The sequence below is a fragment of the Actinomyces sp. B33 genome (assembly GCF_028437565.1).
GTDB lineage: Bacteria > Actinomycetota > Actinomycetes > Actinomycetales > Actinomycetaceae > Pauljensenia.
Map to the genome: position 1 here is coordinate 441,184 of NZ_JAMRYR010000003.1, position 24,426 is coordinate 465,609.

Below are 24,426 nucleotides of genomic sequence, written 5' to 3' on the forward strand. Positions count from 1 at the left end.
GTCACGAAGACGGGGAATGAAGCCTCCGGCTTCTCACGGCCTACCGAGGAAACATCTCGACGAGGCCCCCTGTCCGGGCTGCTCCCCCTCGACGACACGGAGCCAAAGGCAGCCCCGACCGGCATCGGTGGCGAGGGACGGCGCCAAGCGGAATCGCCCCTCGCCACCGGTGATGTCGTGCCATCCGCAGTCCCATGCTTATCGGGGTTCGTCATCGGATCGAGTCGTCGTCTTTGGAAATTCGCAGATCGACGAATTCGGGGAGCATCAGCACGGTGCTGACGATCACGGCCACCCACCAGTACGAAAACGTCTGGGTGATCTTCGTGACGAGCAAGAGCATCACCGCCACAACCATGAGGTAGTCGCGGATAACACGAATCGCCTTCACCACGCGAAACACCCCACAACGGTATCGCCAACACGGACCCACCCGGTGGAATCGGATCGGTACCAGGCCCATCCTCCTCCTACCGCGCATAGCACGAGCGCTCCTGGACCGATCTTCTTCACGACGAACTTCCCGACTCTCGGCCCGTAGTTCTTAATTCCGGTCCATGCTTTTCCAGCTATCCACCGACAGTTCGAGCCGAGCCATCCTGCTGCAGATTTTGCCTTATTGACGATGTAAGAGCCCGCGTTGCCGAACCACTTCGTCACATCATCCCACCAGGACGGATCCGCTGTGACAGGATATGAGTAGCTCCCTGATCTATGCTCGACGACCTGCGTGAGGATATCGCCTCTGGCCTCGAAGTGCGTAGCCACGGAAATGCCTTCGGAATCGACCGACCATGGCGCATCCACTCCTCCCACGAGTTCAAAGGAGCCATCGATTTCAGCGAACAGCATCGCAGCACCGGTCTCGTCATCGACGATGATCGTATCCGCATTTGGAAACCGATAGTCGAAACGTTCCGGAGCTGAGGAGTCCTTGATCACGCTATGCACTTTCACGTTTCCATTGTCGAATGGGACGACGGCGTATTCGACAAGGCTGTCCGTCTTCGATTCCGCAACCGCGATACCGCCGTCGATATCGAGGGATCCCGCATCAGCATCCGGGACAACGAGTTTACCGGAACCGATAGTCGAACCGACTTCGATATCATTGGTTTCCCCGACTGTCACTTCGACTGAACCTTCCACGCTTATCGCACCGGCCACTCCCAGCTCCGGCCTCATTACTATTGACAGACTCGTATCAATACCGGCCAGCCGTTGCGCGGATCCAATTACCGCTCCGATATCCCCATCGATACCTTGATCCGCTGCCGAAGCGCTTCCCGTCATGCACACGGCAAGCATCACCGCAGACAGCGCAGCAGACCCTGCCATGAGTGTTCACACACTCATCGCTTTCCTCCAATCGCACGCGCCATCAGGGCATGATTATTTGATCATTTTCTACAAGTTTTTAACAGTGACTAAAATCGCATATTCTTGATCTTGTGCGATACAGGTTGATCCCTCGACAGTGACCATGGAGTCGTAGTCCAGGCAGACTCCTCGTGTGTTCACAAGTCGGAAAACAATCGCGTCTTCTTCGTCGAGATCAGCTCATCCGCCGACGTCATCAACCGACCATCCCCAGCAGGATCGGACGAGGGACTTCTTCTCCAAGGTCCTGTGACCCCTTGCGCGCGGGTTTGCGGCCCATCTGCGGATCCGCCCCAGCTCGGGATAGCCGGGAGTCGGGGCGCCTCGTCAGGTGAGCGTCACCAGATCGAGGTAGGAGTCGTCCCACAGGTCCTCGTCGGCGTCGGGCAGGAGGAGCACCCGGTCCGGGGCGAGGGCCTGAACGGCCCCCGGATCGTGGGTGACGAGGACGACGGCGCCCTCGTAGGAGCGCAACGCGGAGAGGACCTCCTCGCGGGAGGCCGGATCGAGGTTGTTCGTCGGCTCGTCGAGGAGGAGGACGTTCGCCCCGGAGACGACGAGGGTCGCCAGGGCCAGCCTCGTCTTCTCCCCGCCCGACAGGACCGATGTCGGCTTGTCGACGTCGTCGCCGACGAAGAGGAATTGGCCCAGGACACTGCGCACGTGAGTGTCGTCGAGGCCGGGGGCGGCGGCCGCCATGTTCTCGCGGACCGTCATCGCGGGGTCGAGGGTCTCGTGCTCCTGCGCGTAATAGCCCAGGCGCAGCCCGTGGCCGGGGACGACCTCGCCGGTGTCGGCCTCCTCGATGCCCGACAGGAGTCGCAGGAGCGTCGTCTTGCCCGCGCCGTTGAGCCCGAGGACGACGACCTTGGCCCCCCGGTCGATGGCCAGGTCGACGCCGGTGAAGACCTCGAGCGACCCGTAGGACTTCGACAACCCCTCGGCGGTCAACGGGACCCGCCCGCAGGGGGCGGGATCGGGGAATCGCAGGCGGGCGACCCTCTCCTGGCGGGCCTCGCCGCCCGCCTGGGCGAGGAGCTCATCGGCCCGTCGCAGCATCTGCTGGGCGGCGACGGCCTTCGTCGCCTTGGCCCGCATCTTCTCGCCCTGGGCGCGCAACTGCTCCGCCTTCTTCAGCGCGTTCGCCCGCTCTTTGCGCCGGCGCCTCTCGTCCTCCTCTCGCTGGCGCAGATAGGCCGACCAGCCGAGGTGGTAGATGTCGATCTCGGCCCGCGACGCATCGAGGAAGAACACCTGGTTGACGGTCTCGCCCAGGAGCTTGACGTCGTGGGAGATCATCATGACGCCGCCGGAGAAGGTCGTGATCCAGTCGCGCAACCAGATGATCGAGTCGTGGTCGAGGTGGTTCGTCGGCTCGTCGAGGAGGAGGACGTCGGCGCCGGAGAACAGGACGCGGGCCAGTTCGACGCGTCGGCGCTGACCGCCCGACAGCGTGTCGAGCCTCTGGTCGAGCACCCGGTCCTCCAGGCCGAGCGAATGGGCGATCTGGGCGGCCTCGGCATTGGCGGCCCATCCCCCCTGGGTGGTGAATTCTTGATCGAGTCGGACGTAGCGGTCCATCGCCTTGCGCTGGCGCGCGCCCTGAGTCGTCGCCATCTCGTGCTCGGCCTTGCGGATCCTCGCGATGAGCTCGTCGATGCCGCGCACCGAGGTGATGCGGTCGCGCGCGATCATCGTCTGGTCGCCGACGTGGGTGTCCTGGGCGAGGTAGCCGATCGACGAGGTCGACGAGATCGTCCCGGTGTGCTCGGCCGCGCCGCCCTCATCGGCCTCGCCGGCGAGCAGGCGCATCGTCGTCGTCTTGCCGGCGCCGTTGCGCCCGACGAGTCCGATGCGCATCCCCTTGTCGATGCGGAAGGAGGCGCTGCGCACGAGTTCGCGTGCGCCGATCCTCAGGCTGAAGTCCTGGACGTTGATCACCCGTCGATCCTAGTGGCTGTGGGATGGTCCACCCCCGCCCGATCGCGTGGGAGACGGGCGAAGCGGGCACAATGGGAGGGAGTTAACACCCCCGGAAGGCCTTATCGTGACGCACCAGTCCTCCAGCTCTCGCGCTCCTCGGATCTTCGACGTCATCGCCGTCATGTTCGTCGCGTTCCTGCTGATCTCGAATATCGCGGGGACGAAGGTGACGGCGTTGGACGCGGGCCCGATCCACCTGGTGTTCGACGGCGGGGCAGTCCTCTTCCCCCTGACCTACGTGCTGGGGGACGTGCTCTCCGAGGTGTACGGGTTCGCGCGCGCCAAGCGCGTCGTCCTCATGGGCTTCGCCGCCTCGATCATCGCCTCGCTGACGTTCTGGATCGTCCAGGTCGCGCCGGTCGGCCCGGGCTACGAGCATCAGGCCGCGTACGAGGCCGTCCTCGGCTTCGTCCCGAGGATCGTCGCCGCCTCCGTCATCGGTTACCTCGTCGGCCAGCTCGTCAACGCCTTCGTCCTCGTGAGGATCCGCCAGCGCTGGGGCGCCGACCACCTGTGGGCCAGGCTCATCGGGTCGACCCTCGTCGGCGAGGGCGTCGACACCGCGTTGTTCTGCACGATCGCGTTCCTCGGGGTGATCCCCGGCTCCGAGTTCGTCAACTACGTGGTCACCGGCTACGCGTACAAGGTGGGGGTCGAGGTCGTGCTCCTGCCGTTGACCTACCGGGTCATCGCCTGGGTCCGAACCCGCGAGGGGCTGGGGGCCGGGGAGGTCCTCGCCGCATGAGCGCCCATTGGCTCAACGCCCCCGACTCCCCCCTGCCCCGTCCGGGGCGGTCTCCGTCCGGACGCGATCGGGGCTTCGACATCGGCACGCGACTGGCATCCGGACCCGGTCTGGGGCGCACCGGAGTCATCCACACCGCGCACGGGCAGATCCGCACCCCCGCGTTCATCCCCGTGGGGACGAAGGCCGACGTCAAGGCCCTCGTCCCGGAGATGGTCGCCGATCTGGGCGCCCAGGCCGTCTTGGCCAACGCCTACCACCTCTACCTCCAGCCGGGCTCCGACCTGGTCGACGAGGCCGGCGGCCTCGGCCGCTTCATGAACTGGCCGGGGCCGACCTACACGGATTCGGGGGGCTTCCAGGTGCTCTCCCTGGGGGCTGGCTTCAAGAAGGTCCTCTCCCAGGAGTTCTCCGGTGCGGTCGACTCCTCCGACCCGCGCGTGCGCATGCAGGCCGTCAAGGCGTCGAACGCGGTGGTCGACGACGACGGCGTCGTCTTCCGATCCCATATCGACGGGACGAGGCACCGCTTCACGCCGGAGGTCTCGATGGGCATCCAGCACGAGCTGGGATCCGACATCATGTTCGCCTTCGACGAGCTGACGTCCCTCCTGCATCCGCGCTCCTATCAGGAGTCCTCCCTGGAGCGCACTCACGCGTGGGCCCGGCGCTGCCTGCGCGAGCACGCGCGGCTGACCGGGATACGGACGCACCGTCCCTATCAGCAGCTGTGGGGCGTCATCCAGGGGGCCCAGTACGAGGACCTGCGGCGCCGCGCCGCGCGGACGATGGCGGCGATGGACGAGGACGGCGCCCGCTTCGACGGGTTCGGCGTCGGCGGCGCGCTGGAGAAGGAGAACCTGGGGACGATCGTCTCGTGGGTGTGCGAGGAGCTGGGCGAGGACCGCCCCCGCCATCTCCTGGGGATCTCCGAGCCCGACGACTTCTTCCGGGCCGTCGAGGCCGGCGCCGACACCTTCGACTGCGTCAACCCCTCGCGCGTGGCCCGCAACGCGGCGATCTACTCGCCCGACGGGCGATTCAACATCACGAACTCCCGCTTCAAAAGGGACTTCTCGCCGATGGTCGACGAATGCGGGTGCTACACCTGCACCCACTACACCGCGGCCTACGTCCACCATCTTTTCAAAGCCAAGGAGATCCTCGCCTCGACGCTGGCGACGATCCACAACGAGTGGTTCACCGTCAGGCTCGTGGACGCGATCCGCTCGTCCATCGACGACGGGGACTACGAGTCGTTCCGCGACGACACCCTCGGCCGCTATCAGGCCGGACGACGAAAGGCCGCACGATCATGAGCTTCAACGAAGGCGTCCGCTCGGACTCCTCCCGCGTCAGGTCCTCGGGGCGGACCGCCGCCGGCATCGGCGGGGGCTCCATCCTCACCGTCCTCGCAGTGGTCCTCATCAGCCAGTTCACCGGCATCGACCTGACGGGCCTGCTCTCCGCGGCCCCGCAGGGGTCCTCGTCCGCCGGGCCCGGCGTCGACCTGTCGGAGTGCACGACCGGCCGGGCCGCGAACGAGCGCACCGAGTGCCGGATGGTGACGACGGCCGACTCCCTCGACGTCGTCTGGCAGGAGCAGCTGGCCGCCCAGTCGTCGACGGGGTATCAGGCCCCCGGGTTCCAGATCTTCCAGGACGCGGTGTCCACGGGATGCGGGTCGGCGACATCGGCGACGGGCCCCTTCTACTGCCCTGCCGACGCGACCGTGTACCTCGACCTGGGGTTCTTCCAGCAGATGGAGTCCGACTTCGGAGCCGCCAACGCGCCCCTCGCCCAGGAGTACGTCGTCGCCCACGAATGGGGCCACCATATCCAGAACCTCCACGGGGTCTTCTCGACGCACGACACGCGCGAGCAGGGCGAGCAGGGCGCCGGGGTCCGCTCCGAGCTCCAGGCCGACTGCTACGCGGGCGTGTGGATGAATTGGGCCTCGCGCACGATCGACCCGGACTCCGGCGTCCCTTTCCTCGTCGAGCCCACCGAGGCCCAGATCGCCGATGCCCTCCAGACGGCGCAGGCCATCGGCGACGACCGCCTCCAGGAGCGCTATCAGGGGGCCTCGAACGCCGACACGTGGACGCACGGATCGGCCCAGCAGCGCCAGAAGTGGCTCCTGACGGGACTGGAGTCCGGTTCCATCGCGTCCTGCGACACGTGGAGCGCCCCGACGGTATAGCGTTCACTCGAACGCGCACGACCGGAGAACTATGGGAATGAGGGCCCGATGACGTCGCACATCGTCGAGCAGGCGCACGAGCACTACAACTACACGCCGTGGGAGGTCCCCGTCTGGGACCGCTCCCTCTTCGCCCTCCTCGACGACGCCGCGAGGCTCTACCCCTCGCGGGTGGCGATCGACTACTTCGGCGCGACGACGACCTACGCCCAGGTCCACGACCAGGTCCTGCGGGCGGCCCGCGTCCTCGTCGACGCCGGGGTGCGTCGCGGGGACGCGGTCGCGATCGCCCTGCCGAACTGCCCGCAGGCGTTCGTCGCCTTCTACGCGTGCATGCGCATCGGGGCGGTGGCCGCCCAGCACAACCCCCTGGCCCCGGCCTCGCAGATCCGCGGCCAGCTCGAGCGCCACCGCGCGCGGGTCGCCGTCGTCTGGGAGAAGAGCGCGGCCGACTACCCCCTCGACGGGTCGACGCCCCTCGAGCGGGTCTTCACCGTCGACGTCTCCCTCCACATGCCCGTCGCCCAGCGCGTCCTGCTGAGAATGCCCGTCGAACGGGCCAGGCGGACTCGCGACCAACTGCGCGGCCCCGTCCCCGAGGGGGCCTCCTCGTGGGATCGGGCGGTGAGCAGCGCCCGGAGGATCCGGGAGGACCACCCGCATGCGAGCGCCGGCGACCGGGCGGTCGTCCTTCACACGAGCGGAACCAACGGCGTGCCCAAGTCGGCGGTCCTCACCCACCGCAACATCGGGACGAACGTCGACCAGTGCATGTTCTGGGTGTGGATGCTCCACGAGGGCGCCGAGACCTTCTACTCCCTCCTCCCCTACTTCCACGCCTTCGGCCTGACCTTCTTCCTGTGCGCCGCGGTCCGCAAGGCCGCCACCCAGGTGCTCCTGCCGAAGTTCGACGCGGCGATGGCCCTGGAGGCCCACCGGCGCACCCCCGTCACCTTCTTCGTCGGCGTCCCCCCGATGTTCGAGCGGATCCTCAACGAGGCGACGCGCACCGGGACCGACATCTCGTCGATCCGTTACGCGGTGGCCGGCGCCATGCCGCTGTCGACCGACCTGGCGAGCCGGTGGGAGGAGGCGACCGGCGGGATGATCGTCGAGGGGTATGGCCTGTCCGAGACCTCGCCGGTCCTCATGGGCGCCCCATTGTCGGAGAAGCGCCGTCACGGTGTCCTCGGCCTGCCCTTCCCCTCGACGGACGTGCGCCTCGTCGACCTGGAGGATCCGACGAAGGACGTCGAGGACGGCCAGCCCGGGGAGATCCTCGTCAAGGGGCCGCAGGTCTTCGAGGGCTACCTCGACGCGCCCGAGGAGACCGCCGAGATGTTCACCGACGACGGGTGGCTGCGCACCGGCGACATCGGGGTCAACTCCGACGGGTTCATCTCGATGGCGGACCGGCGCAAGGAGCTCATCTTGTCGGGGGGCTTCAACGTCTATCCGAGCCAGGTGGAGGACGCGATCCGATCGATGCCGGAGGTCAAGGACGTCGCGGTCGTCGGCGTCCCCCGACCGGACGAGTCGGAGCAGGTGACGGCCGCGATCATCCTGGAGGACGACGCGCCGATGATCACCTTGGAGCAGGTGCGCACGTGGGCGGAGAAGTCCATCGCCCACTACGCCCTGCCCCGCCAGATCGTGTTCATCGCGGAGATGCCGCGCAACCAGATCGGCAAGATCCTGCGGCGCAAGGTTCGTGAGGAGATCGTCGGTCCCGCGGCAGATGCGCTGGGGACGGCGGCGCGCCAGGTCGGCGGCTATGTGCAGTCGGCGTCGGACACGGTCTCGCGCCTCCTGGCCCGCTCCGACGAGGAGTCCGAGAAGGACTGAGGACCCGGGGGCGGTGCGCCCTCCCGATCGGCGTCAGACGTTGAATCCGATGGCCCGGAGCTGGTCGCGCCCGTCGGGGGTGATCCGGTCGGGGCCCCACGGCGGCATCCACACCCAGTTGATCGCCACGTCGGGCGTCAACGAGGAGAGGATCATCTGCGCCTGGCGCTCGATGACGTCGGTCAGCGGGCACGCCGCGGAGGTCAGGGTCATGTCGAGGCGGATCGCGTCCTCGGCGTTGATGTCGATGCCGTAGACGAGCCCCAGGTCGACGATGTTGATGCCGAGCTCGGGGTCGATGACGTCTTTGAGGGCCTCGAGGACGTCCTCGGCCCTCAGCGAGCCGTTCTCGACGACATCGGTGCCGTCGATCTGGCGCGCGGGCGCCTGCGAGTCGGTCGCGACCGGGGCGAAGCGCTGCTCGACGGGTTCTGACTGGGCCATGGGATTGGTCATGCGCGGGTCCCTTCTGCGAGGTCTGTTCCGAGTTGGGCCAGGGCGTCGCGCAGGGCGTACCAGCCCAGCAGCGAGCATTTGACCCGGTTGGCGAATTGGGAGGTGCCCTCGAGGGCGGCCGCGTCGCCGAGGAGGTCGAGGACCTCGTCGGGGACTCCGAGGTTGCGCGAGTGCATCATCGTCTCCATCGCCGCGTACAGGCGGGCGGCCTCATCGGTCGTCTTGCCGTCGACGAGGTCGGAGAGCATCGACAGGGAGGCGCGCGAGATCGAGCATCCGTCGCCCTCCCACGCCAGGTGGGAGATCCTCCCGTCCGTCAGGCGCACCCCGAGGGTCACCTCGTCTCCGCACGTGGGGTTGACCTGGTGGGAGGAGGCGTCGACGCCGTCGAGGGGCCCGGCTCCGTGCCGGGCGCGCGAGTGGTCGAGGATCACCTGCTGGTAGAGCTGTTCGAGGCTGGACATCAGCGTCCTCCGAAGTAGGAGCGGACACGGGCGAGGGAGTCGACGAGCCGGTGGATCTCGTCGCGGGAGGTCGTCGGGGCGATCGAGGCCCGGGCGCTCGACCTGACGCCGAAGAAGGAGTGGAGGGGGATCGCGCAGTGGTGGCCGACGCGCACGGCGACGTCGTCGGCGTCCATGACCTGGCCGACGTCGTGGGGGTGGACGCCGTCGACGGCGAAGGCGACGACCCCGATCCTGTCCTCGTCGTCGGCGGGCCCCAGGACCCGGACGCCGTCGATCGATGCGACGGCGTCGAGCATGAGGGCGGTGAGCTCGCGCTCGTGGGCGGCGATCCTGTCCATGCCGAGCCCCGTCAGGTAGTCGAGGGCGCGCGTCCACCCGGCGATCTGGGCGACGGGCTGCGAGCCGGCCTCGAAGCGCTCGGGCGGGTCCATGTAGGTGGCGCCGCCCATGTCGACGTGGGCGATCATCGAACCGCCGGTGAGGACGGGGGGCATGGCCTCGAGGAGCTCCCGGCGCCCCCACAGGGCGCCGACTCCGGTGGGGCCGAGCATCTTGTGGGAGGACAGGACGGCGAAGTCCGCGTCGAGGGCGCGCACGTCGATCGGCAGGTGCGCCGACGACTGGCAGGTGTCGAGGAGGACGAGCGCGCCGACCGCCCGGGCGGCGGCGGTGATCGCCTCGACCGGGGACAGGGCTCCGGTGACGTTGGAGACGTGGGTGACGGCGACGAGGCGGGTGCTCTCGGTGATGACGCCGAGGGTGGCCGGGTCGATGCGCCCGTCGGGGGTGAGGTCGAGCCAGGCGAGTTCGGCGCCGGTGCGGGCGCACAGCTCCTGCCAGGGGATGAGGTTCGCGTGGTGCTCGGCCCGGCTGACGACGATCCGGTCCCCCTCCCCCAGGCGGAGCCGTTGCGCGGCCCGGCCCCCGCGGCCCGCCGAAGCGTGGCCGATGGACAGGGCGACGAGGTTGATGGCCTCCGTCGCGTTCTTCGTCCACACGATCTCATCGGGGCGTCCGCCGATGAACCGGGCGAGGGCCGTGCGCCCGTCCTCGAAGGCCGAGGTGGCCTCGTCCCCGAGGAGGTGGGTGCCGCGGTGGACGGCGGCGTTCGACGTCCGGTAGAAGTCCGCCTCGGCGTCGATGACGCACGCGGGCTTCTGCGAGGTGGCGGACGCGTCGAGATAGGCGATGGGGCGCCCGCCCCGCCCGATCCTGCCCAGGATCGGGAAATCGGCGCGGATGCGCTCCAATTCGGCGTCGGTGAACGCTCCGGGGGCGGGTTCGCGGGGGGTCACAGCGACAGGTACTTGTCGTAGCCCTCGTCCTCGAGCTGGTCGGCGAGCTCGGGACCACCCTGGGCGGCGATGCGCCCGTCGACGAAGACGTGAACGTGGCTGGGCGCGATGTAGCGTAGGATCCGCGTGTAGTGGGTGATGAGCATGACGCCGCAGCCGGTGTCGGCGTGGACCCGGTTGACGCCCTCGGAGACGATGCGCAGCGCGTCGACGTCGAGGCCGGAGTCGGTCTCGTCGAGGACCGCGAACGAGGGCTTGAGAAGCTCCATCTGCAGGATCTCCAAGCGCTTCTTCTCGCCTCCGGAGAACCCGACGTTGACGTCGCGCTCGGCGAATCCCGGATCCATGCGCAGGTTCTCCATGGAGGAGCGCACATCCTTGACCCACGAGCGGATCTGCGGGGCCTGGCCGTCGACGGCGGTCTTGGCGGTGCGCAGGAAGTTCGACACGGAGACGCCGGCGACCTCGACGGGGTACTGCATGGCGAGGAAGAGGCCCGCCTTGGCGCGCTCGTCGACGCTCATGTCGGTGATGAGCTGATCGTCGAGCCAGGCCTCTCCCTGGGTGATCTCATAGTCGGGGTGCCCGGCCAGGGCGTAGGCCATCGTCGATTTGCCCGAGCCGTTGGGGCCCATGATCGCGTGGATCTCACCGGAGTTGATGGTGAGGTTGACTCCCTTGAGGATCTGCTTGGGGCCGTCGGCTGTTTCGACGGACACGTGGAGGTCCTTGATGGTCAGGGTCGACATTGTTCTCTCCTCATCGGCGTTCGTCGCCGGCGGTCGTGTGGATGGGTCGGGGTGTCAGAGGTCGCGCGAGCGGGTGAGCTCGGCTTCGATGGAGGCCATGAGGTGCTCCTGCACCTCCGGGACGCCGATCTGGTTGATGAGCTCGGCGAAGAAGCCGCGCACGACGAGGCGGCGGGCGTCGATCTCGGAGACGCCGCGGCTCATGAGGTAGAAGAGCTGCTCGTCGTCGAAGCGACCGGTGGCCGACGCGTGCCCGGCCCCTTCGATCTCCCCGTTCTCGATCTCCAGGTTCGGCACCGAGTCCGCCTTGGCCCCCTCGGTGAGGACGAGGTTGCGGTTGAGCTCGTAGGTGTCGGTGCCATCGGCGGCCTCTCGGATCAGGCAGTCGCCGATCCACACCGAGTGGGCGTCGGCCCCTTGCAGGGCGCCCTTGTAGGTCACGCGGGAGAAGCAGTTGGGCTGGGAGTGGTCGACGAAGACGCGGTGCTCGAGGTGCTGGCCGTCGTCGACGAAGTAGAGGCCGAGCATGGTGAGCTGGGCCCCGGGCCCGCGGAAGTCGGTGTCGGCGCAGATCCTCACGAGGTCCCCGCCGAGGGTGACGACGATGTGGGTGAGGACGGTGTCCTTGCCCAGGGCGATCCGGTGGTTGGAGGCGTGGAGGACGGAGCGGTCCCATTCCTGGACGGAGACGACGGTCAGCGTCGAGGCGTCGGCCGCGTCGATCTCCACCGTCTGGTTGAGCGCGGCGTCGGGGCTGCCCGCGTGGTTGATGATGACGGTGGCCCGCGAGAGCTCCTCGGCGCGCACGACGAGGTGCTGGGAGCGGGTCGCGTCCGCCGAGTCGATGTCGATGCGGATGGGTTCGTCGACGACGGCGCCCCTGGGGATCGTGACGATCCGCGCCTCGTCCGCCGTGTTCCAGGCGACGACCGCGGTCCGGTCCCCGGGGGCCAGGACGGCGCCGACCCTCGGGTCGGTACGGGGGGCGGACTCGACGGCGACGCCCGAGGGCGCGGTGATCGTCATCGGGGCGTCGCCCGGCTCGTAGGAGGCCGGGTCGAAGAGGCGCTCGATGCGCCGCATCGGGGTGAATCGCCAGTCCTCCTCGCGGCCCTTCGGAACCGCGATGGCGTCGAGGTCGAAGGAGGTCGGCCGGTCGGCGCGGGAGAAGTGCGCGCCGGAGGACTCGACGGCCCCGTGGGAGTGGGCGGTGCCCATGGTGTCTGCGGTGGTCATGTTCAGCCCACGGATCCTTCCATCTGCAGCTCGATGAGCCGGTTGAGTTCGAGCGCGTACTCCATCGGGAGCTCCTTGGCGATGGGCTCGACGAATCCGCGGACGATCATCGCCATCGCCTCGTTCTCGTCGAGGCCGCGACTCATGAGGTAGAAGAGCTGGTCGGCGGAGACCTTGGAGACGGTGGCCTCGTGCCCCATCTCGACGTCGTCGGTACGCACGTCGACGTAGGGGTAGGTGTCGGTGCGCGAGAGCTTGTCGACGAGGAGGGCGTCGCACAGGACGTTGGATTTGGCGTGGCGGGCGCGCGCGTTGATCTGGACGAGGCCGCGGTAGGAGGTGCGCCCCCCTCCGCGCGACACCGACTTGGAGACGATGGACGAGGACGTGCGGGGGGCCATGTGGACCATCTTGGCGCCGGTGTCCTGGTGCTGGCCGGGGCCCGCGAAGCCGATGGAGAGGGTCTCTCCGCGGGCGTGCTCGCCCATGAGGAAGCAGGCCGGGTACTTCATCGTCACGGCCGAGCCCATGTTCCCGTCGATCCATTCCATCGTCGCGCCCTCGTCGACGATGGCGCGCTGGGTGACGAGGTTGAGGACGTTGGTCGACCAGTTCTGGATCGTCGTGTAGCGGACGCGGGCGTCCTTGCGCACGAAGATCTCGACGACCGCGGCGTGCAGGGAGTTCGTGTCGTAGATCGGGGCGGTGCAGCCCTCGACGTAGTGGACGTAGGAGCCCTCGTCGGCGATGATCAGCGTCCGCTCGAACTGCCCCATGGCCTCGGTGTTGATGCGGAAGTAGGCCTGGAGGGGGATCTCGACGTGGACGCCCTTGGGGACGTAGACGAAGGAGCCCCCCGACCACGCGGCGGTGTTGAGGGCGGCGAACTTGTTGTCGCCGGCCGGCACGGAGCGGCCGAAGTACTCCTCGAAGAGCTCGGGGTACTCGCGCAGACCGGTGTCGGTGTCGAGGAAGACGACGCCCTGGCGTTCGAGGTCCTCCTGGATCTGCTGGTAGACGACCTCGGATTCGTACTGGGCGGCGACCCCGGCGACGAGGCGGTTCTTCTCGGCCTCGGGGATGCCGAGGCGGTCGTAGGTCTCGCGGATGTCCTCGGGCAGGTCCTGCCAGTCCTTGACCTGGCGGTCCGTGGGGTTGACGTAGTACTTGAACGCGTCGAAGTCGAGGTCCGACAGGTCGGGTCCCCAGGCCGGCATCGGTTTGCGCTCGAACATCTCCAGGGCCTTGAGGCGGCGCTGGAGCATCCATTCGGGTTCGTTCTTGCGCTCCGAGATGGAGCGGACGACGGCCTCGTCGATGCCGTAGGGCACGTCCTTCGAGTAGTCGTCGCTGTCTCTCCAGCCGAACTCGTAGGCGCCGATGGAGTCGATGATCTCCTCATCGGACATCGGGGGGGCCTCGAGCCGCGGTGCGGACGGCGGGGATTGCGTCATAGTGGTGTCAACCTCTCGTGGGGAATCGCTGCGCTCAGATCAGTGGCGCAGCGCTGCGCGCGCGGCCGGTCGGATCACGGGCGCGCCGACGGGGATATGCGTCGTGCACACGTGTTCGCCTCCAGCGAGCGTGGCGAGTCGTTGGACGTGCACGTCGAGCAGGCGAGAGAAGGCCTGGGTCTCGGCGTCGCACAGCTGGGGGAAGTCCCCGGCGACGTGCTGGATCGGGCAGTGGCCCTGGCACAGTTGGACGGCGAATCCTCCCCCGGCGATCTCGCGGACCGTGGCGGCGTAGCCGTCCTGCGTGAGGGCGTCGGCCAGGGCCTGGGCCCTGACCCGCGGATCGGGCCCGGCATCGCGGACGATCGGGGCGTAGCGCCGCTCGATCTCCCGGGAGCGGGCGGCGGCGAAGTTGTCGATCGCCTCTCCCCCGCCGACCTGACCGAGGTAGCCGAGCGCCTTGACCGCCAGGTCGGAGTACCCGTCGGCCAGTCGCTGGTGGGCCCGTTCGGTGGCGACGTAGTGGCGGGCGGGGCGGCCGCGGCCGCGCTTGCCGACGTGGCCGGGCTCGTGCTCGGCGATGTCGTGGGAGTCGAGGAGTATCGTGATATGGCGCCGGACCGCGGCGGTCGTCAGCCCGAGGACCTTGGCGATGGCGGACGCGGTGACCGGACCCTTCTCGACGACGAGGTCGAGGACCTGTTCTCGAGTATTGGCATCCTGCTGCTCGAACATCCCCGCCTCCGTTCCTCTCACAGGTGATGCCGCCAGTCTACGTCGTTTTCGTCAGTCAGTCTTTTCTTAAAGTCCCGCGGTGGGGTTTCTCGCACGCTGGGCACTCAGCGCAGCCACGGCGCGCGAACCGGGCGCAGGGGCTGCCAGCCGCGCATACGGCAGGCGTGCGCCGCGAGGACGCCGCTCACCGCGCTCGCCGCGTGCAGCCCACCGGCGAGCACGAGGCGGACGGCCTCGTCGAGGTCGACCCAGGCGGTCTCGATACCGGCCTCCTCGTCCTCGCGGTCGAAGACGGTCCCGGTGGGGCTCAGATCCCGGGCGAGGAACACCCGGAGCGATTCGGTGGAGATCCCCGGTGAGGAGAAGAGGTCGATGAGGACGTCCCATCGGCCGGCTCTCAGATCCGCCTCCTCGGCGAGTTCGCGCTGGGCCGCGACCAGGGGGTCCTCCCCGTCGACGTCGAGGAGCCCGGCGGGGATCTCCCACAGCTCGCATCCGACGGGATGACGGTACTGGCGCTCGAGGAGGATCTCCTCGCGTCCCTCCGGCCCCCGCAGGGCGACGATCGCGACCGCGCCGGGATGCCGGGCGTATTCGCGAGTCACGGGGGCAGCGCCGTCGACGACGCGCACGTCGTCGACCTCGATCCCGACGATGCGCCCGCTCCAGACCCGCTCGTGCGAGACGACCTCGCGGGAGGACTTGCGATCCGCCGATCCCGCGGTCGGGGCGGGGCCGGTCATCGCCAGTCGGGCAGGGCCGCGGTGGCACCCTCCCCGGTGCCGAAGGCGCGCGCCTGCTGCCCGGCCCCGGGCAGGGCGAGGGCCACCCCGAGGGCGCCGAGGACGCTCGACGGGGAGTCCACCGAGGTCACGGGGACGCCCAGCGCCCTGACTTGGGCGAGCATCGAGGAGGGACCGGAGGCGTCCGCGATAACGACGCCCCCGCCGGGGGCCTGTCCGACGGCCCGCGCCGCGCCCGCCCACGCCTCGACGACTCGTCCGCTGCCGGCGGATTGGGCGGCGTCGGTCCCCGTCTCGGAGGAGGCGCCGCCGATGAGGACGATCGCCTGGGCGCCTCCGGCGGGATCCTCCTCGATGGACAGGATCGGCGTCGACTCATCGGTGATGATCTCGCGGAGGAGGTCCGTTTCGGAACCGGTGGAGGTCAGCACCTGCACGAGCGCGTGGCCGATCACGGCGTCGGCGGTGGCGTCGGCCGGGACGATCCCCGCCATGTGGGTCGCGAGGGGGGTCGAGAGGGTCTGGCGGTATTGCGCCATCGCCTGGGAGTCCCAGTTGTCGGTCAGGGACGCGGCCCCGACGAGCGAGGCGCCCGCGGTCGTCAGCATCCGACGGACCCGCTCGACGTCCTGCGCGTCCGCGCCGGGCAGGGCGACGGTCGCCACGGTAGTGCCGGCGAGCGTCCCGGGCAGCACGGAGTCGGCGAGCTGCTCGAGCCCCGCGGCCTCGACGGCGGTGCGGGCCTCGGCGGCTGAGACAGCCTGGGACTCGACGAGCGCCTGGGAGTCGGTCTGCGGATTCATCGTCGAGGCGAGCCTCGTCTGGAGGGGGCCCGCTCCCAGGACGATGCCGACCGCGAGGGCGGCGAACACGGCGATGAGGGAGACGAGGTGATAGCGGAAGTTGATCATCTGTGGCCTCCTCAGCCCACTGGCCCGCCCGCGTCGGGCGAGGACGATCCGAACAGGGACATGAGGGGGCCGACGAGACCGGTGAGGGCGTCGTGACCCCACGGGGTCGACCACAGGGCGGCGCCGAGGGCGCCGAGGACCGTCAGGGCCAGCAGGAGCAGCCCCCACCCCCCGATCCTGTGGCGGTGGACCGCGGCCACGGCGTCCGCGCCGACGAGGAGGTCTCCCGCGCGCAGACGGGTGAAGAACACCGGCGCCATCGAGGCGCGCCCCTGATCGATGAAGTCCTCGACCCCGTGGTGGGCCCCCGCGGTGACGATCGCGCGCGCGCCGCTGCGGGCGGCGATGAGGATCGCGGCCTCCTCGGCTCCCCCCATCATCTCGATCGTCCGATAGTCGACGCCCATTCGATCGAGCCTGTCCCGACCGGGCGCCACGCCGTCGTGGCCGCTGACGACGACGAGCTCGGAAGCGGCGCGCAGCGCCTTCTCGGCGACGAGATCCATGTCGCCGATGACGATCGTCGGGGACAGGCGGTGCCTCCTGGCGGCCTCGACCCCCGATTCGATGGCGATGACGACGGGAGCCGCGTCGCGCCGCCACCGGCGGATGCGCGCGAGCTGCTGGTGGGCGTCGGATCCGCCGAGGACGAGCAGGACGATCCTGCCGCCGAGGAGGGCAGACAGATCGGGGACGCCCGTCCCCTCGAGGAGAAGGGGCCCGTCCCGATCGAGGTAGTCCTCGACGGAGGCGGCGAAGGAGCGGATCTGGGTGCGCGTCGTCTCGGAGCCCTCGACGAGCCGGTCGAGGACGGCGGCCTCGACGACACGTCCGGTGGCGATGACAACGCCCCCGCGCGTGACGGTGTCCTCGTCGACGGTGACGTCCTCGCCCTCGCGCAGGGTCATCAGGTCCTGACCGAGGTCGTCGACGAGCCGGATGCCGGCGTCGAGGATCATCCTGGGGCCCAGGGCGGTGTGCCGGCCGGTGACCGATGGGGCGGCGTTGAGCACCGCGGCCGGGGCCGAGGCGATGATCGCCTGGGCGGTCGCCCGGTCGATGTCCGATTGGTCGATGACGGCGATGTCCCCGGGCTCGAGGCGGGAGGCGAGCTTGCGGGCCCGCGCGTCGATGCGGATGCGCCCGGAGATCGGGGACGCGGAGGGTTTGTCGGTGGCACTCATCCCCTGGATTGTGGCATGGCGGAGCCGAGCACTTCGAGAGCGTTGCGGCGCGCCGCCTCGGAGTGCGGATCGCCACCCATCATGCGTGTGAGCTCCGCCTGCCTCTCGACGCCGTCGACCGCGCGGACGCTCGTCCGGCCCTCGGCCTTCTCGACGACGAGGTGGTGGTCGGCGAAGGCGGCGACCTGGGCGAGATGGGTGACGACGATCACCTGGCGGTGGGCGGCGAGTCGGGCGAGCCGCGATCCGACGGCCGTCGCGGTCGCTCCTCCGATGCCGGCGTCGACCTCGTCGAAGATGAAGGTGCGGGCGTCGGATCCGGCCCCGAGGACGACTTCGAGGGCGAGCATGACGCGCGACAGCTCGCCGCCGGAGGCCCCTTGGCCCAGGGGCCGGGCCGGTGCGCTCGGATGGGGTTGGAGGCACAGGGCGATGTCCTCGCATCCGTGCGGCGTCGGCTTGGTCGCCGTCAAGGCGATCTCGAGATGGGCTCCGGGCATCGACAGCTCGTTGAGCTCGGCGTCGACTCGGGCGGAGAGGTCCGAGGCCAGCTTCCGGCGCGCAGCGGTCACGTCGGCCCCGATCCTCAGGACCTCGTCCTGGGCCTGCGCCAGCCGCTCGCGCAAGGCGTCCGGATCCGATCCCGGGCGGGTCAGGTCGGAAAGCCTGTCCCCCGCGTCGGCGCGCCATCGCAGCAGTCCGTCGACGTCGGCGGCGCGCCCCTCGAGGAGGTGGCGGATCGCGGCGCGCCGTTCGTGGACGGCGCTCAGCCGCTGCGGGTCGGCGTCGAGCCCGGCGCAGTAGTCGGCGGCGTCGTCCGCGAGGGCGTCGAGTTCGAGGGCGAGGGGGACGAGGCGGGCGCTGAGCGGCGCGAGACCGGCGTCGAAGCGTTCGGCGTGGCGTAGCTCGTCGAGGGACATCCTCACGGCGTCAAGCGCGCCAGGGGCCTCCCCCTGGCCGCGCAGAAGGCCGTCGACCCGTCCGAGGTGGAGCCGCAGGTCCTGGACGTTGGTCAGCCGCCTGCTCTCGGCGCGCAGCTCGTCGTCCTCCCCGGGGCGCAGGTCGAGGGCGTCGATCGCGTCGACGGCTGCGCGGAGCCGCGCGATCTCGTCGGAGCGGGTCGCGGAGGCCGAGACGGCCTCGTCGAGGGCCCGCTTGATCTCGACGGCACGGCCCCAGGCCTCCCGATAGGCCGTCAGGAGCTCGGCGTGCGAGGGCCCGCCGAAGTCGTCGAGGGCGCGGCGCTGCGCCGCGGGGGCCGTCAGGCGGATCTGATCCGACTGGCCGTGGATCGTCACGACCGAGCCGACGAGATCAGCGAGGACGCTTGCGGGGACGGGCCTGGACCCCAGGTGGGCGCGCGAACGACCGCGGGCCGCAACGGTGCGCGAGACGATGAGCTCGTCCTCGTCGACGATCCCCCCGGCCCGGCGGGCGGCGTCGACGAGATCGTCGGGGACCGCGAGCACCGCATCGACGAGGGCCTGCTCGGCCCCCGAACGCACGAGGGCCGCGTCGGCGCGCCCTCCGAGGAGGAGGCGCAGAGAGGTCAGCACCATGGTCTTGCCGGCGCCGGTCTCCCCGGTGAGGACGGTGAGACCGGGGCCGATGTCGAGGTGGGCGCTGTCGATGACGCCCAGCGACCGGATGTCGAGGGAGGAGATCATCGGGCGTCCTCCGCGTCCGTCGGCGTCTTCCAGCCGCGGACCGGCAGGGAGAACTTCTCGACGAGGCGCGCGGAGAACGGCGTGTCGTCGAGTCGGGCGAGCCTGACGGGGCGCTCCCCCCTCGTCACGAGGATCCGCGTGCCCATCGGCAGGCTCATGTGGCGGGATCCGTCGCACACGAGTCCAGGAGCCGACCACATCTCTTCGAGGACGACGATCTGGAGTTCGCTGGAGGGGCCGACGACGAGGGGACGGGTGAACAGGCCGTGGGCGGCGAGGGGAGCGATGACCATCGCCTCGGTGTCGGGCCAGACGACGGGGCCTCCGGCGGAGAAGGAGTAGGCGGTCGATCCGGTGGGGGTCGCCAGGATGATCCCGTCGGCGCCGTAGGTCGACACGGCCTGCCCGTCGACGCCGAGGGCGAGGTGGACCGGGTGGGCGACATCCGTGTGCATGACGGCGGCCTCGTTGAGCGCCCAATCGCGCCTCTCGATCCCGTCGGGGGCGAGGACCGTGATATCAAGCGTCATCCGGGCGTCGACCGTGAAGTCGCCGGCGGCGATGCGCCGGACGACTCCATCGACTCCTTCGGCATCGGAGACTTCGGCGAGAAACCCCATATGCCCCATGTTGACGCCGAGCAGCGGGACATCGCGGCGGCGGGCGTGGGAGGCGGCCGACAGGATCGTCCCGTCGCCTCCGAGGGCGAGGACGAGGTCGACGCCCTCGTCGGTGGTTTCCGGCAGGACGCGGATGCCCAGGCGCTCGAGATGGGCGGCAGCCGCCTCGGCTGCCGCGATCGCCTCGGGCCGGGCGATGTGGCGGACGAGCATCACGGATTCGATCACTCGGGTCCTCCTGTTACTTCGATGCGCCTGCCGGGCCTCGACTCACCGCGTCGGCGACGGCCCCCGCGAGGTCCTCGCGCGCGAGGGCGCGGGGGTGGTCGGCCCTCATATGGAGAAAGTACTCGATGTTCCCTGACGGTCCGGGCAGGGGGGACGCCTCGACGGCGGCGACGCCCAGTCCGCAGTCCATCGCGCATTGGGCGACGGCCAGGACGGTTTCGACGTGGTGGGCGGGGTCGCGGACGACGCCGCCGTGGCCGAGCCGGTCCTTGCCGATCTCGAATTGGGGCTTGACCATCAGGAGGAAGTCGGCGTCGGGAGCGGCGGCGGCGACGAGGGCGGGGATGACAAGGGTCAGGGAGATGAAGGACAGGTCGCCGACGACGACCTGAGGGGCGGGGGCGACGGCCGCGGGGTCGAGTGTGCGGACGTTCGTCCGATCGTGGACCTCGACGCGGGGATCCGCCTGGATCCTCCAGGCCAGTTGCCCGTACCCCACGTCGACGGCGACGACGGACGAAGCGCCTCGGCGCAGGAGGACGTCGGTGAAGCCCCCCGTCGAGGCGCCCGCGTCGAGGCACCGCCGCCCCTCGATCACGGGGGCGCGATCGCCGAGGGCGTCGAGGGCCCCGGCAAGCTTGTGGGCCCCTCGTGACGCGTAGTCCTCGCCGTCCCCTTCGGTGATGACGATCGCCTGGGCCGGGTCCATCTGCCGGGCGGGCTTGAGGACGGTCTCGCCATCGAGGGCGACCCGCCCGGCCGCGATGAGCTCTTGCGCCTGCGTCCGGGATCGGGCCAGGCCGCGGCGAACCAGCTCGGAGTCGATCCGCCGCAGCCTCATGCGCCGGACTCCGGGTGGAGGGCGTGACGGAGCCCTTCGTCGACCTTGTGCAGGGCGGCGATCTTCATCGGCATCGACCACGCGTCGAAGCCGTCGAGGGCGGAGACGACATCGACGAGGGCCGGAAGGGGGGTGGATGCGCCGACAGCTGCTGCGGCGGGGGTGGTGCTGCGCGTCATTCAGCCTCGTTCTCGACCGGGGTCTCGTCATCGTCGGGGTCGGCGGTCTCGGCGAGGAGCTTCTCGAGCTCCTCCTCGCCGGGCAGGAAGGTCGGGGCGTCCCCGTCCGGCTCGGGCAGCGCGTCCGCCTCGACGCCGATCCGTGAGTCCGCGTCGGTGAAGGAGCCGTCGGAGTCGGGGGCGTCGCCGTCGACGAGGACCGGAGCCTGCTCCTCAGAGAGGTCCTGATCGTCGTCGGCGGGCTCCGGCTCGACGACGATGCCGGTCTCGTCGTCGTTGTCGACGACGACGAGCTCGGGACAGCGGATGCCGTCGGAGGAGTCGGCCCAGTCCCAGGCGGCCGCGGCGAGCGCACGATAGGAGTCGAGGGTGATGGTCGTCGGCCCGGTGAGCTCGATGTCGTCGAGCGTCAGGACGCCGTTGCGCAGGACCTTGGCGACCTGGGAGACGCCGCAGGTCCAGGTGTCGTCGCGGTGGTGCTTGGGACGCGGGTGGTCCTCGAGCAGTCCGCGCATGTCGAGGGCGAGGTAGGAGGGCCTCTGGCCGCGCGGGGCGAGGATGACCTCTCGGGCCCCGTGGACGCCGGTGAGGACGTGCATCGCGGGGATCCCCGCGCGAATCGCGCCGAGGATGTCGGTTTCGAGCCGGTCGCCGACGGCGATGGGATTCTGCGCCTCGACGAGGGCGGCGCCGCGCTGGTAGATGCCCGGTTCCGGCTTGCCGGCGGCATAGGGGCGGACGCCGGTGGCGTGCTCGATCGCCCGGACGAGGGATCCGTTGCCGAGCGCGTTTCCGCGTTCGATGGGCAGAGTCGCGTCCAGGTTGGTCGCGAAGAATCGGGCTCCGCGCTGGATGGCCAGGGCTCCTTCGGTGAGCATGGCCCAGTCGACGGATGTATCGAGGCCCTGGACGACGGCCGCCGGCTCGTCGTCGGCGGAGTCGACGATCTGGTAGCCCCCCTCGATGAGGGCCTGACGCACCCCTTCGCCGCCGAGGACGAAGACCTTGGCGCCCTCGTCGATCTTCTCGGAGAGGATCGAGACGACGTCCATCGCCGAGGTCATCACCATGTCCGCCGTGGCGGCGAAACCGTAGTCGGTGAGTTTGTCGGCGACCATCTGGGGCGTGCGCATGGCGTTGTTGGTGACGAAGACGGTTGTCATCCCGGCCTCGCGGGCGGCGAGCACGGATTCGCAGGCGTGATCGATGCCGCGGTCGCCGGCCCAGGCGGTTCCGTCGAGGTCGAGGAGGGCGCAGTCGTAGGCCTGGGCGAGGGGGGTGTCCGAGCCCTTCAAGGGAGAGGTCTTCCGGTCGACGTCGGCGTCGGCGAAGAGAGCCGTGTCGACGATGACGGGCACGTCGATCTCGTCGGGCATCGCGGCTTCGACCTCGTCCGCCTCGTCGAGGCGATCGAGTTCGCGCAGGCGGTCGGCCTTGACGGACATCAGTCGGCGCAGGTAGTCGGGTTCGACGTCCTCCGGGAGGGCTGCGATGGCGTCGTCGACGAGGACGAGGCCGACTTCGGATTCGCCCAGATCGGCCCGGGCGCCGGAGGAGACGAGGACGAGTTCGACCTGTTCAGCGAGGTCCATCCCCTTGGTGTCGGTCTGGTCGATGATCTCGATCGCCTTGGCGGGGCGTCCGAGACCGCGCTCGCAATCCGCTTCGACGGCGCGCAACGAGTCGTCTCCTCGCATCCGGCGGACGGCCCGGACCTCTCGCAGCGCCTCCTCGTAGCGGCCGGATGCGTAGGCGGTGAGGGCCGCGGCTTCGCGGACGACGTCGACGCGTCCGGCGCGCGAGGATGCCGCCATCGCGTGCTGGTAGGCCTGTTCGGGATCGAGGTCGATGAGCTGGCCGGCCATGACGAGATGGCGGGCGACGATGTCGCGGTTGGGGCCGGACAGGGTGGTCAGCGCGCGCGTCGCCGCGGGATCGAGCTCCTCGGCGGAGACCCCCGCGGGGATCGTCGGCTCGTCGCCCCGGGGGGAGATGTATTCATCAGTGCTCGCGAAGTTCTGCTGTTCGAACTCCCTCTGCCCGCCGCGGTCGTAGTCTCGGCGTCCGGAGCGGTCGCCGTAGGAGCGCGAGCCGCGGTCGTCGCGATCGTAGGCGCGGCGATCGGAGCGGCCGGAGGCGCGGTCGTCTCGGCGTCCTTGCCCAGCTCCCCGGCGGTCATCCCTGCCGAAAGAGCCTCGACGCTCCCCGCCCGATTGGAACGATCGGCGCCCGTCTGCGTCATCGGAGAATCGACGTCCTGGGCGGTCCCCGCCGGACTCGAAGGGGCGGCGACGGTCCCCGTCCCGGTCGTAGCCCCGACGCTCGGAGCGGTCGCCGTAGGAGCGCGAGCCGCGGTCATCGCGATCGAAAGCGCGGCGGCCGGAGCGATCCGAACGACGGCTATCCGAGCGCTCGGAGGAATCGCGCCATGTGTTCTGTCGGCGCTGGTATCCACCACGACCCTCGTCAAAGCGTCCTCGCTGGTCTCCTGCCATGGTCATACCTCTATTCCTGCGCCCGTGCGCTTGTCGTCTCATGCGGCCGCCGCTGCGGCGTTCTCTCGCGAATCCCTCCCAGCATAGCGGTCGCCTCCGCCTCTGAACGGCCCGCACCTGCTCGGTTATGTGTGACGTGGGTGGTGTTGGGTCTGCTTATGGGGCCGGTGAGGTACCGGATCGGCGAGAAGATCGAGAGCTTCTCACAGGATCGGAGAGAGCGCAGGTGGGGAGGAGGTGAATCGTGTCGCCGGCGATCGCATGCACGTCCCTCATCGCATGCGCCCTCGCCTGTCAGTTTCGATACCGACAAGACGTCGACCTCCCTTGCCCGCGTACGTGCCCTCGCGCCCCATCGGTTCGCCCCGGCGGCGGTCGGCGCCCCTTTCCGCGCGCGCCTCGCCAATGGCCTGAATCGCCCCCGACCAGGCTTGGCATTCCTTTCCGCGTGCCCGCTTTCGTCCGTGTCGCGTTTTTTCTCTGTGTTTTCCTTCGAAAACGAACGTTTCCCCGGGTATGCGCGCTGGTTTTTTCGTTTTCCGGGGAAATTGCAAAGCGACTAACCGACCATGTGTGTATGTGCTTGCCCTGTGGGGCTTGGCGGACGTAGGGAAGCACAGGGGTCAGCCAAACCCGACAGGCACGAACACACGGGGTCCGCTCGTGGGCGTGGTCGCCGATTGGTCCAATCCCCGTACGCGCGGGTAGGCGATGTCGGATGGCTTTGCCGTTGTGGCTTTCTGGACTGTGTTGTCCAGACCACGTTGTTCGCGCGCGGGCAGGGAGTCATTGGCCCGCTCGTGGGCGTGGTCGCCGGCTGGTCCAGACCCCGTACGCGCGGGTAGGTGCTGTCGGATGGCTTTGCCGTTGTGGCTTTCTGGACTGTGTTGTCCAGACCACGTTGTTCGCGGTTGTTCGCGCGCGGGCGGGGACGCCACGCCAGCGTCCAGTCCACCATCGTACGATCCAGATCGGGCGGTGCTTGCGCGCGGGCGGACACCGCCGACGAG

At 69.4% G+C, this 24,426-nt stretch carries 22 protein-coding genes; 4 read left to right on the forward strand and 18 right to left on the reverse strand.

All coding sequences use genetic code 11. The annotated features are described in order from the left end of the window. Positions 1–211: 211 nt before the first annotated feature. The 3 genes from M3T53_RS06550 to M3T53_RS06560 all read right to left on the reverse strand — a co-directional run bounded on the left by M3T53_RS06550 (position 212) and on the right by M3T53_RS06560 (position 3,321). On the reverse strand, positions 212–394 hold the full coding sequence (locus M3T53_RS06550; RefSeq protein ID WP_272433673.1) for a hypothetical protein: 183 nt from the start codon (positions 392–394) through the stop codon (positions 212–214). After that, positions 388–1,311, reverse strand: coding sequence for a hypothetical protein (locus tag M3T53_RS06555; RefSeq protein ID WP_272433674.1), 924 nt, complete (start codon positions 1,309–1,311; stop codon positions 388–390). Before M3T53_RS06555 ends, M3T53_RS06550 begins: the two co-directional genes overlap by 7 nt. 396 nt (positions 1,312–1,707) lie before the next feature. Next, positions 1,708–3,321 carry an ABC-F family ATP-binding cassette domain-containing protein gene (locus tag M3T53_RS06560; protein WP_272433675.1) on the reverse strand — a complete coding sequence of 538 codons (1,614 nt, stop codon included), beginning with the start codon at positions 3,319–3,321 and terminating at the stop codon, positions 1,708–1,710. Positions 3,322–3,484: 163 nt separating this feature from the next. Between M3T53_RS06560 and M3T53_RS06565 the strand changes: the two genes are divergently transcribed. Genes M3T53_RS06565 through M3T53_RS06580 form a run of 4 tightly spaced genes read left to right on the forward strand, consistent with a single transcriptional unit; the run spans position 3,485 to position 8,156 of the window. Beyond that, positions 3,485–4,108: a queuosine precursor transporter gene (locus M3T53_RS06565; RefSeq protein WP_272433719.1), complete on the forward strand. Its 624-nt coding sequence runs from the start codon at positions 3,485–3,487 to the stop codon at positions 4,106–4,108. Further along, the gene (gene tgt / locus M3T53_RS06570; RefSeq protein ID WP_272433676.1) at positions 4,105–5,427 is read left to right on the forward strand and encodes a tRNA guanosine(34) transglycosylase Tgt; all 1,323 of its coding nucleotides are present in this window, start codon (positions 4,105–4,107) and stop codon (positions 5,425–5,427) included. The genes M3T53_RS06565 and tgt overlap by 4 nt, the downstream gene beginning before the upstream one ends. Continuing rightward, positions 5,424–6,311 (forward strand): KPN_02809 family neutral zinc metallopeptidase, encoded by an 888-nt coding sequence (ypfJ, locus tag M3T53_RS06575; RefSeq protein WP_272433677.1) that lies wholly within the window; start codon positions 5,424–5,426, stop codon positions 6,309–6,311. The genes tgt and ypfJ overlap by 4 nt, the downstream gene beginning before the upstream one ends. A gap of 48 nt (positions 6,312–6,359) precedes the next feature. Further along, positions 6,360–8,156, forward strand: coding sequence for an AMP-binding protein (locus tag M3T53_RS06580; RefSeq protein WP_272433679.1), 1,797 nt, complete (start codon positions 6,360–6,362; stop codon positions 8,154–8,156). A 33-nt stretch (positions 8,157–8,189) separates the two neighbouring features. Here M3T53_RS06580 and M3T53_RS06585 read toward each other — a convergent pair whose 3' ends face one another. The 15 genes from M3T53_RS06585 to M3T53_RS06655 form a co-directional block, all read right to left on the reverse strand. Further along, entirely contained in the window at positions 8,190–8,612 is a 423-nt protein-coding gene (locus M3T53_RS06585; protein WP_272433680.1) for a metal-sulfur cluster assembly factor, read from the reverse strand. Next, positions 8,609–9,076: a Fe-S cluster assembly sulfur transfer protein SufU gene (gene sufU, locus M3T53_RS06590; protein WP_272433681.1), complete on the reverse strand. Its 468-nt coding sequence runs from the start codon at positions 9,074–9,076 to the stop codon at positions 8,609–8,611. The genes M3T53_RS06585 and sufU overlap by 4 nt, the downstream gene beginning before the upstream one ends. Beyond that, positions 9,076–10,374, reverse strand: coding sequence for a SufS family cysteine desulfurase (locus tag M3T53_RS06595; protein ID WP_272433682.1), 1,299 nt, complete (start codon positions 10,372–10,374; stop codon positions 9,076–9,078). The genes sufU and M3T53_RS06595 overlap by 1 nt, the downstream gene beginning before the upstream one ends. Then, positions 10,371–11,123, reverse strand: a complete 753-nt coding sequence (gene sufC / locus M3T53_RS06600; RefSeq protein WP_272433683.1) for a Fe-S cluster assembly ATPase SufC — start codon at positions 11,121–11,123, stop codon at positions 10,371–10,373. The genes M3T53_RS06595 and sufC overlap by 4 nt, the downstream gene beginning before the upstream one ends. A gap of 54 nt (positions 11,124–11,177) precedes the next feature. Beyond that, positions 11,178–12,359 (reverse strand): Fe-S cluster assembly protein SufD, encoded by a 1,182-nt coding sequence (gene sufD / locus M3T53_RS06605; RefSeq protein ID WP_272433685.1) that lies wholly within the window; start codon positions 12,357–12,359, stop codon positions 11,178–11,180. 2 nt (positions 12,360–12,361) lie between these two features. Continuing rightward, entirely contained in the window at positions 12,362–13,768 is a 1,407-nt protein-coding gene (sufB, locus tag M3T53_RS06610) for a Fe-S cluster assembly protein SufB (RefSeq protein ID WP_442866932.1), read from the reverse strand. A gap of 84 nt (positions 13,769–13,852) precedes the next feature. Then, positions 13,853–14,548 carry a helix-turn-helix transcriptional regulator gene (locus M3T53_RS06615; RefSeq protein WP_272433687.1) on the reverse strand — a complete coding sequence of 232 codons (696 nt, stop codon included), beginning with the start codon at positions 14,546–14,548 and terminating at the stop codon, positions 13,853–13,855. Positions 14,549–14,652: 104 nt separating this feature from the next. Continuing rightward, positions 14,653–15,291: an NUDIX domain-containing protein gene (locus M3T53_RS06620; RefSeq protein ID WP_272433688.1), complete on the reverse strand. Its 639-nt coding sequence runs from the start codon at positions 15,289–15,291 to the stop codon at positions 14,653–14,655. Beyond that, positions 15,288–16,202: a copper transporter gene (locus M3T53_RS06625; RefSeq protein WP_272433689.1), complete on the reverse strand. Its 915-nt coding sequence runs from the start codon at positions 16,200–16,202 to the stop codon at positions 15,288–15,290. Before M3T53_RS06625 ends, M3T53_RS06620 begins: the two co-directional genes overlap by 4 nt. A gap of 11 nt (positions 16,203–16,213) precedes the next feature. Beyond that, complete coding sequence (gene steA / locus M3T53_RS06630; RefSeq protein WP_272433690.1) at positions 16,214–17,386, reverse strand: putative cytokinetic ring protein SteA; 1,173 nt, start codon at positions 17,384–17,386, stop codon at positions 16,214–16,216. After that, positions 17,383–19,053: a DNA repair protein RecN gene (recN, locus tag M3T53_RS06635; RefSeq protein WP_272433691.1), complete on the reverse strand. Its 1,671-nt coding sequence runs from the start codon at positions 19,051–19,053 to the stop codon at positions 17,383–17,385. Before recN ends, steA begins: the two co-directional genes overlap by 4 nt. Next, complete coding sequence (locus M3T53_RS06640) at positions 19,050–19,898, reverse strand: NAD kinase (protein WP_272433720.1); 849 nt, start codon at positions 19,896–19,898, stop codon at positions 19,050–19,052. The genes recN and M3T53_RS06640 overlap by 4 nt, the downstream gene beginning before the upstream one ends. Before the next feature lie 16 nt (positions 19,899–19,914). Then, complete coding sequence (locus tag M3T53_RS06645) at positions 19,915–20,742, reverse strand: TlyA family RNA methyltransferase (RefSeq protein ID WP_272433692.1); 828 nt, start codon at positions 20,740–20,742, stop codon at positions 19,915–19,917. Further along, the gene (locus tag M3T53_RS06650; RefSeq protein WP_272433693.1) at positions 20,739–20,921 is read right to left on the reverse strand and encodes a hypothetical protein; all 183 of its coding nucleotides are present in this window, start codon (positions 20,919–20,921) and stop codon (positions 20,739–20,741) included. The genes M3T53_RS06645 and M3T53_RS06650 overlap by 4 nt, the downstream gene beginning before the upstream one ends. Further along, positions 20,918–23,422, reverse strand: coding sequence for an HAD-IIA family hydrolase (locus tag M3T53_RS06655; RefSeq protein WP_272433694.1), 2,505 nt, complete (start codon positions 23,420–23,422; stop codon positions 20,918–20,920). Before M3T53_RS06655 ends, M3T53_RS06650 begins: the two co-directional genes overlap by 4 nt. Positions 23,423–24,426: the final 1,004 nt, after the last annotated feature.

Coding starts and splice junctions, on each gene's coding strand:
- M3T53_RS06585 (WP_272433680.1), bottom strand. CDS start 8,612: ATGACCAATCCCATGGCCCAGTCAGAACCCGTCGAGCAGCGCTTCGCC.
- sufB (WP_442866932.1), bottom strand. CDS start 13,768: ATGTCCGATGAGGAGATCATCGACTCCATCGGCGCCTACGAGTTCGGC.
- recN (WP_272433691.1), bottom strand. CDS start 19,053: ATGATCTCCTCCCTCGACATCCGGTCGCTGGGCGTCATCGACAGCGCC.
- ypfJ (WP_272433677.1), top strand. CDS start 5,424: ATGAGCTTCAACGAAGGCGTCCGCTCGGACTCCTCCCGCGTCAGGTCC.
- sufU (WP_272433681.1), bottom strand. CDS start 9,076: ATGTCCAGCCTCGAACAGCTCTACCAGCAGGTGATCCTCGACCACTCG.
- M3T53_RS06645 (WP_272433692.1), bottom strand. CDS start 20,742: ATGAGGCTGCGGCGGATCGACTCCGAGCTGGTTCGCCGCGGCCTGGCC.
- M3T53_RS06615 (WP_272433687.1), bottom strand. CDS start 14,548: ATGTTCGAGCAGCAGGATGCCAATACTCGAGAACAGGTCCTCGACCTC.
- M3T53_RS06655 (WP_272433694.1), bottom strand. CDS start 23,422: ATGACCATGGCAGGAGACCAGCGAGGACGCTTTGACGAGGGTCGTGGT.
- M3T53_RS06620 (WP_272433688.1), bottom strand. CDS start 15,291: ATGACCGGCCCCGCCCCGACCGCGGGATCGGCGGATCGCAAGTCCTCC.
- M3T53_RS06650 (WP_272433693.1), bottom strand. CDS start 20,921: ATGACGCGCAGCACCACCCCCGCCGCAGCAGCTGTCGGCGCATCCACC.
- sufC (WP_272433683.1), bottom strand. CDS start 11,123: ATGTCGACCCTGACCATCAAGGACCTCCACGTGTCCGTCGAAACAGCC.
- M3T53_RS06580 (WP_272433679.1), top strand. CDS start 6,360: ATGACGTCGCACATCGTCGAGCAGGCGCACGAGCACTACAACTACACG.
- M3T53_RS06625 (WP_272433689.1), bottom strand. CDS start 16,202: ATGATCAACTTCCGCTATCACCTCGTCTCCCTCATCGCCGTGTTCGCC.
- steA (WP_272433690.1), bottom strand. CDS start 17,386: ATGAGTGCCACCGACAAACCCTCCGCGTCCCCGATCTCCGGGCGCATC.
- M3T53_RS06565 (WP_272433719.1), top strand. CDS start 3,485: ATGTTCGTCGCGTTCCTGCTGATCTCGAATATCGCGGGGACGAAGGTG.
- sufD (WP_272433685.1), bottom strand. CDS start 12,359: ATGACCACCGCAGACACCATGGGCACCGCCCACTCCCACGGGGCCGTC.
- tgt (WP_272433676.1), top strand. CDS start 4,105: ATGAGCGCCCATTGGCTCAACGCCCCCGACTCCCCCCTGCCCCGTCCG.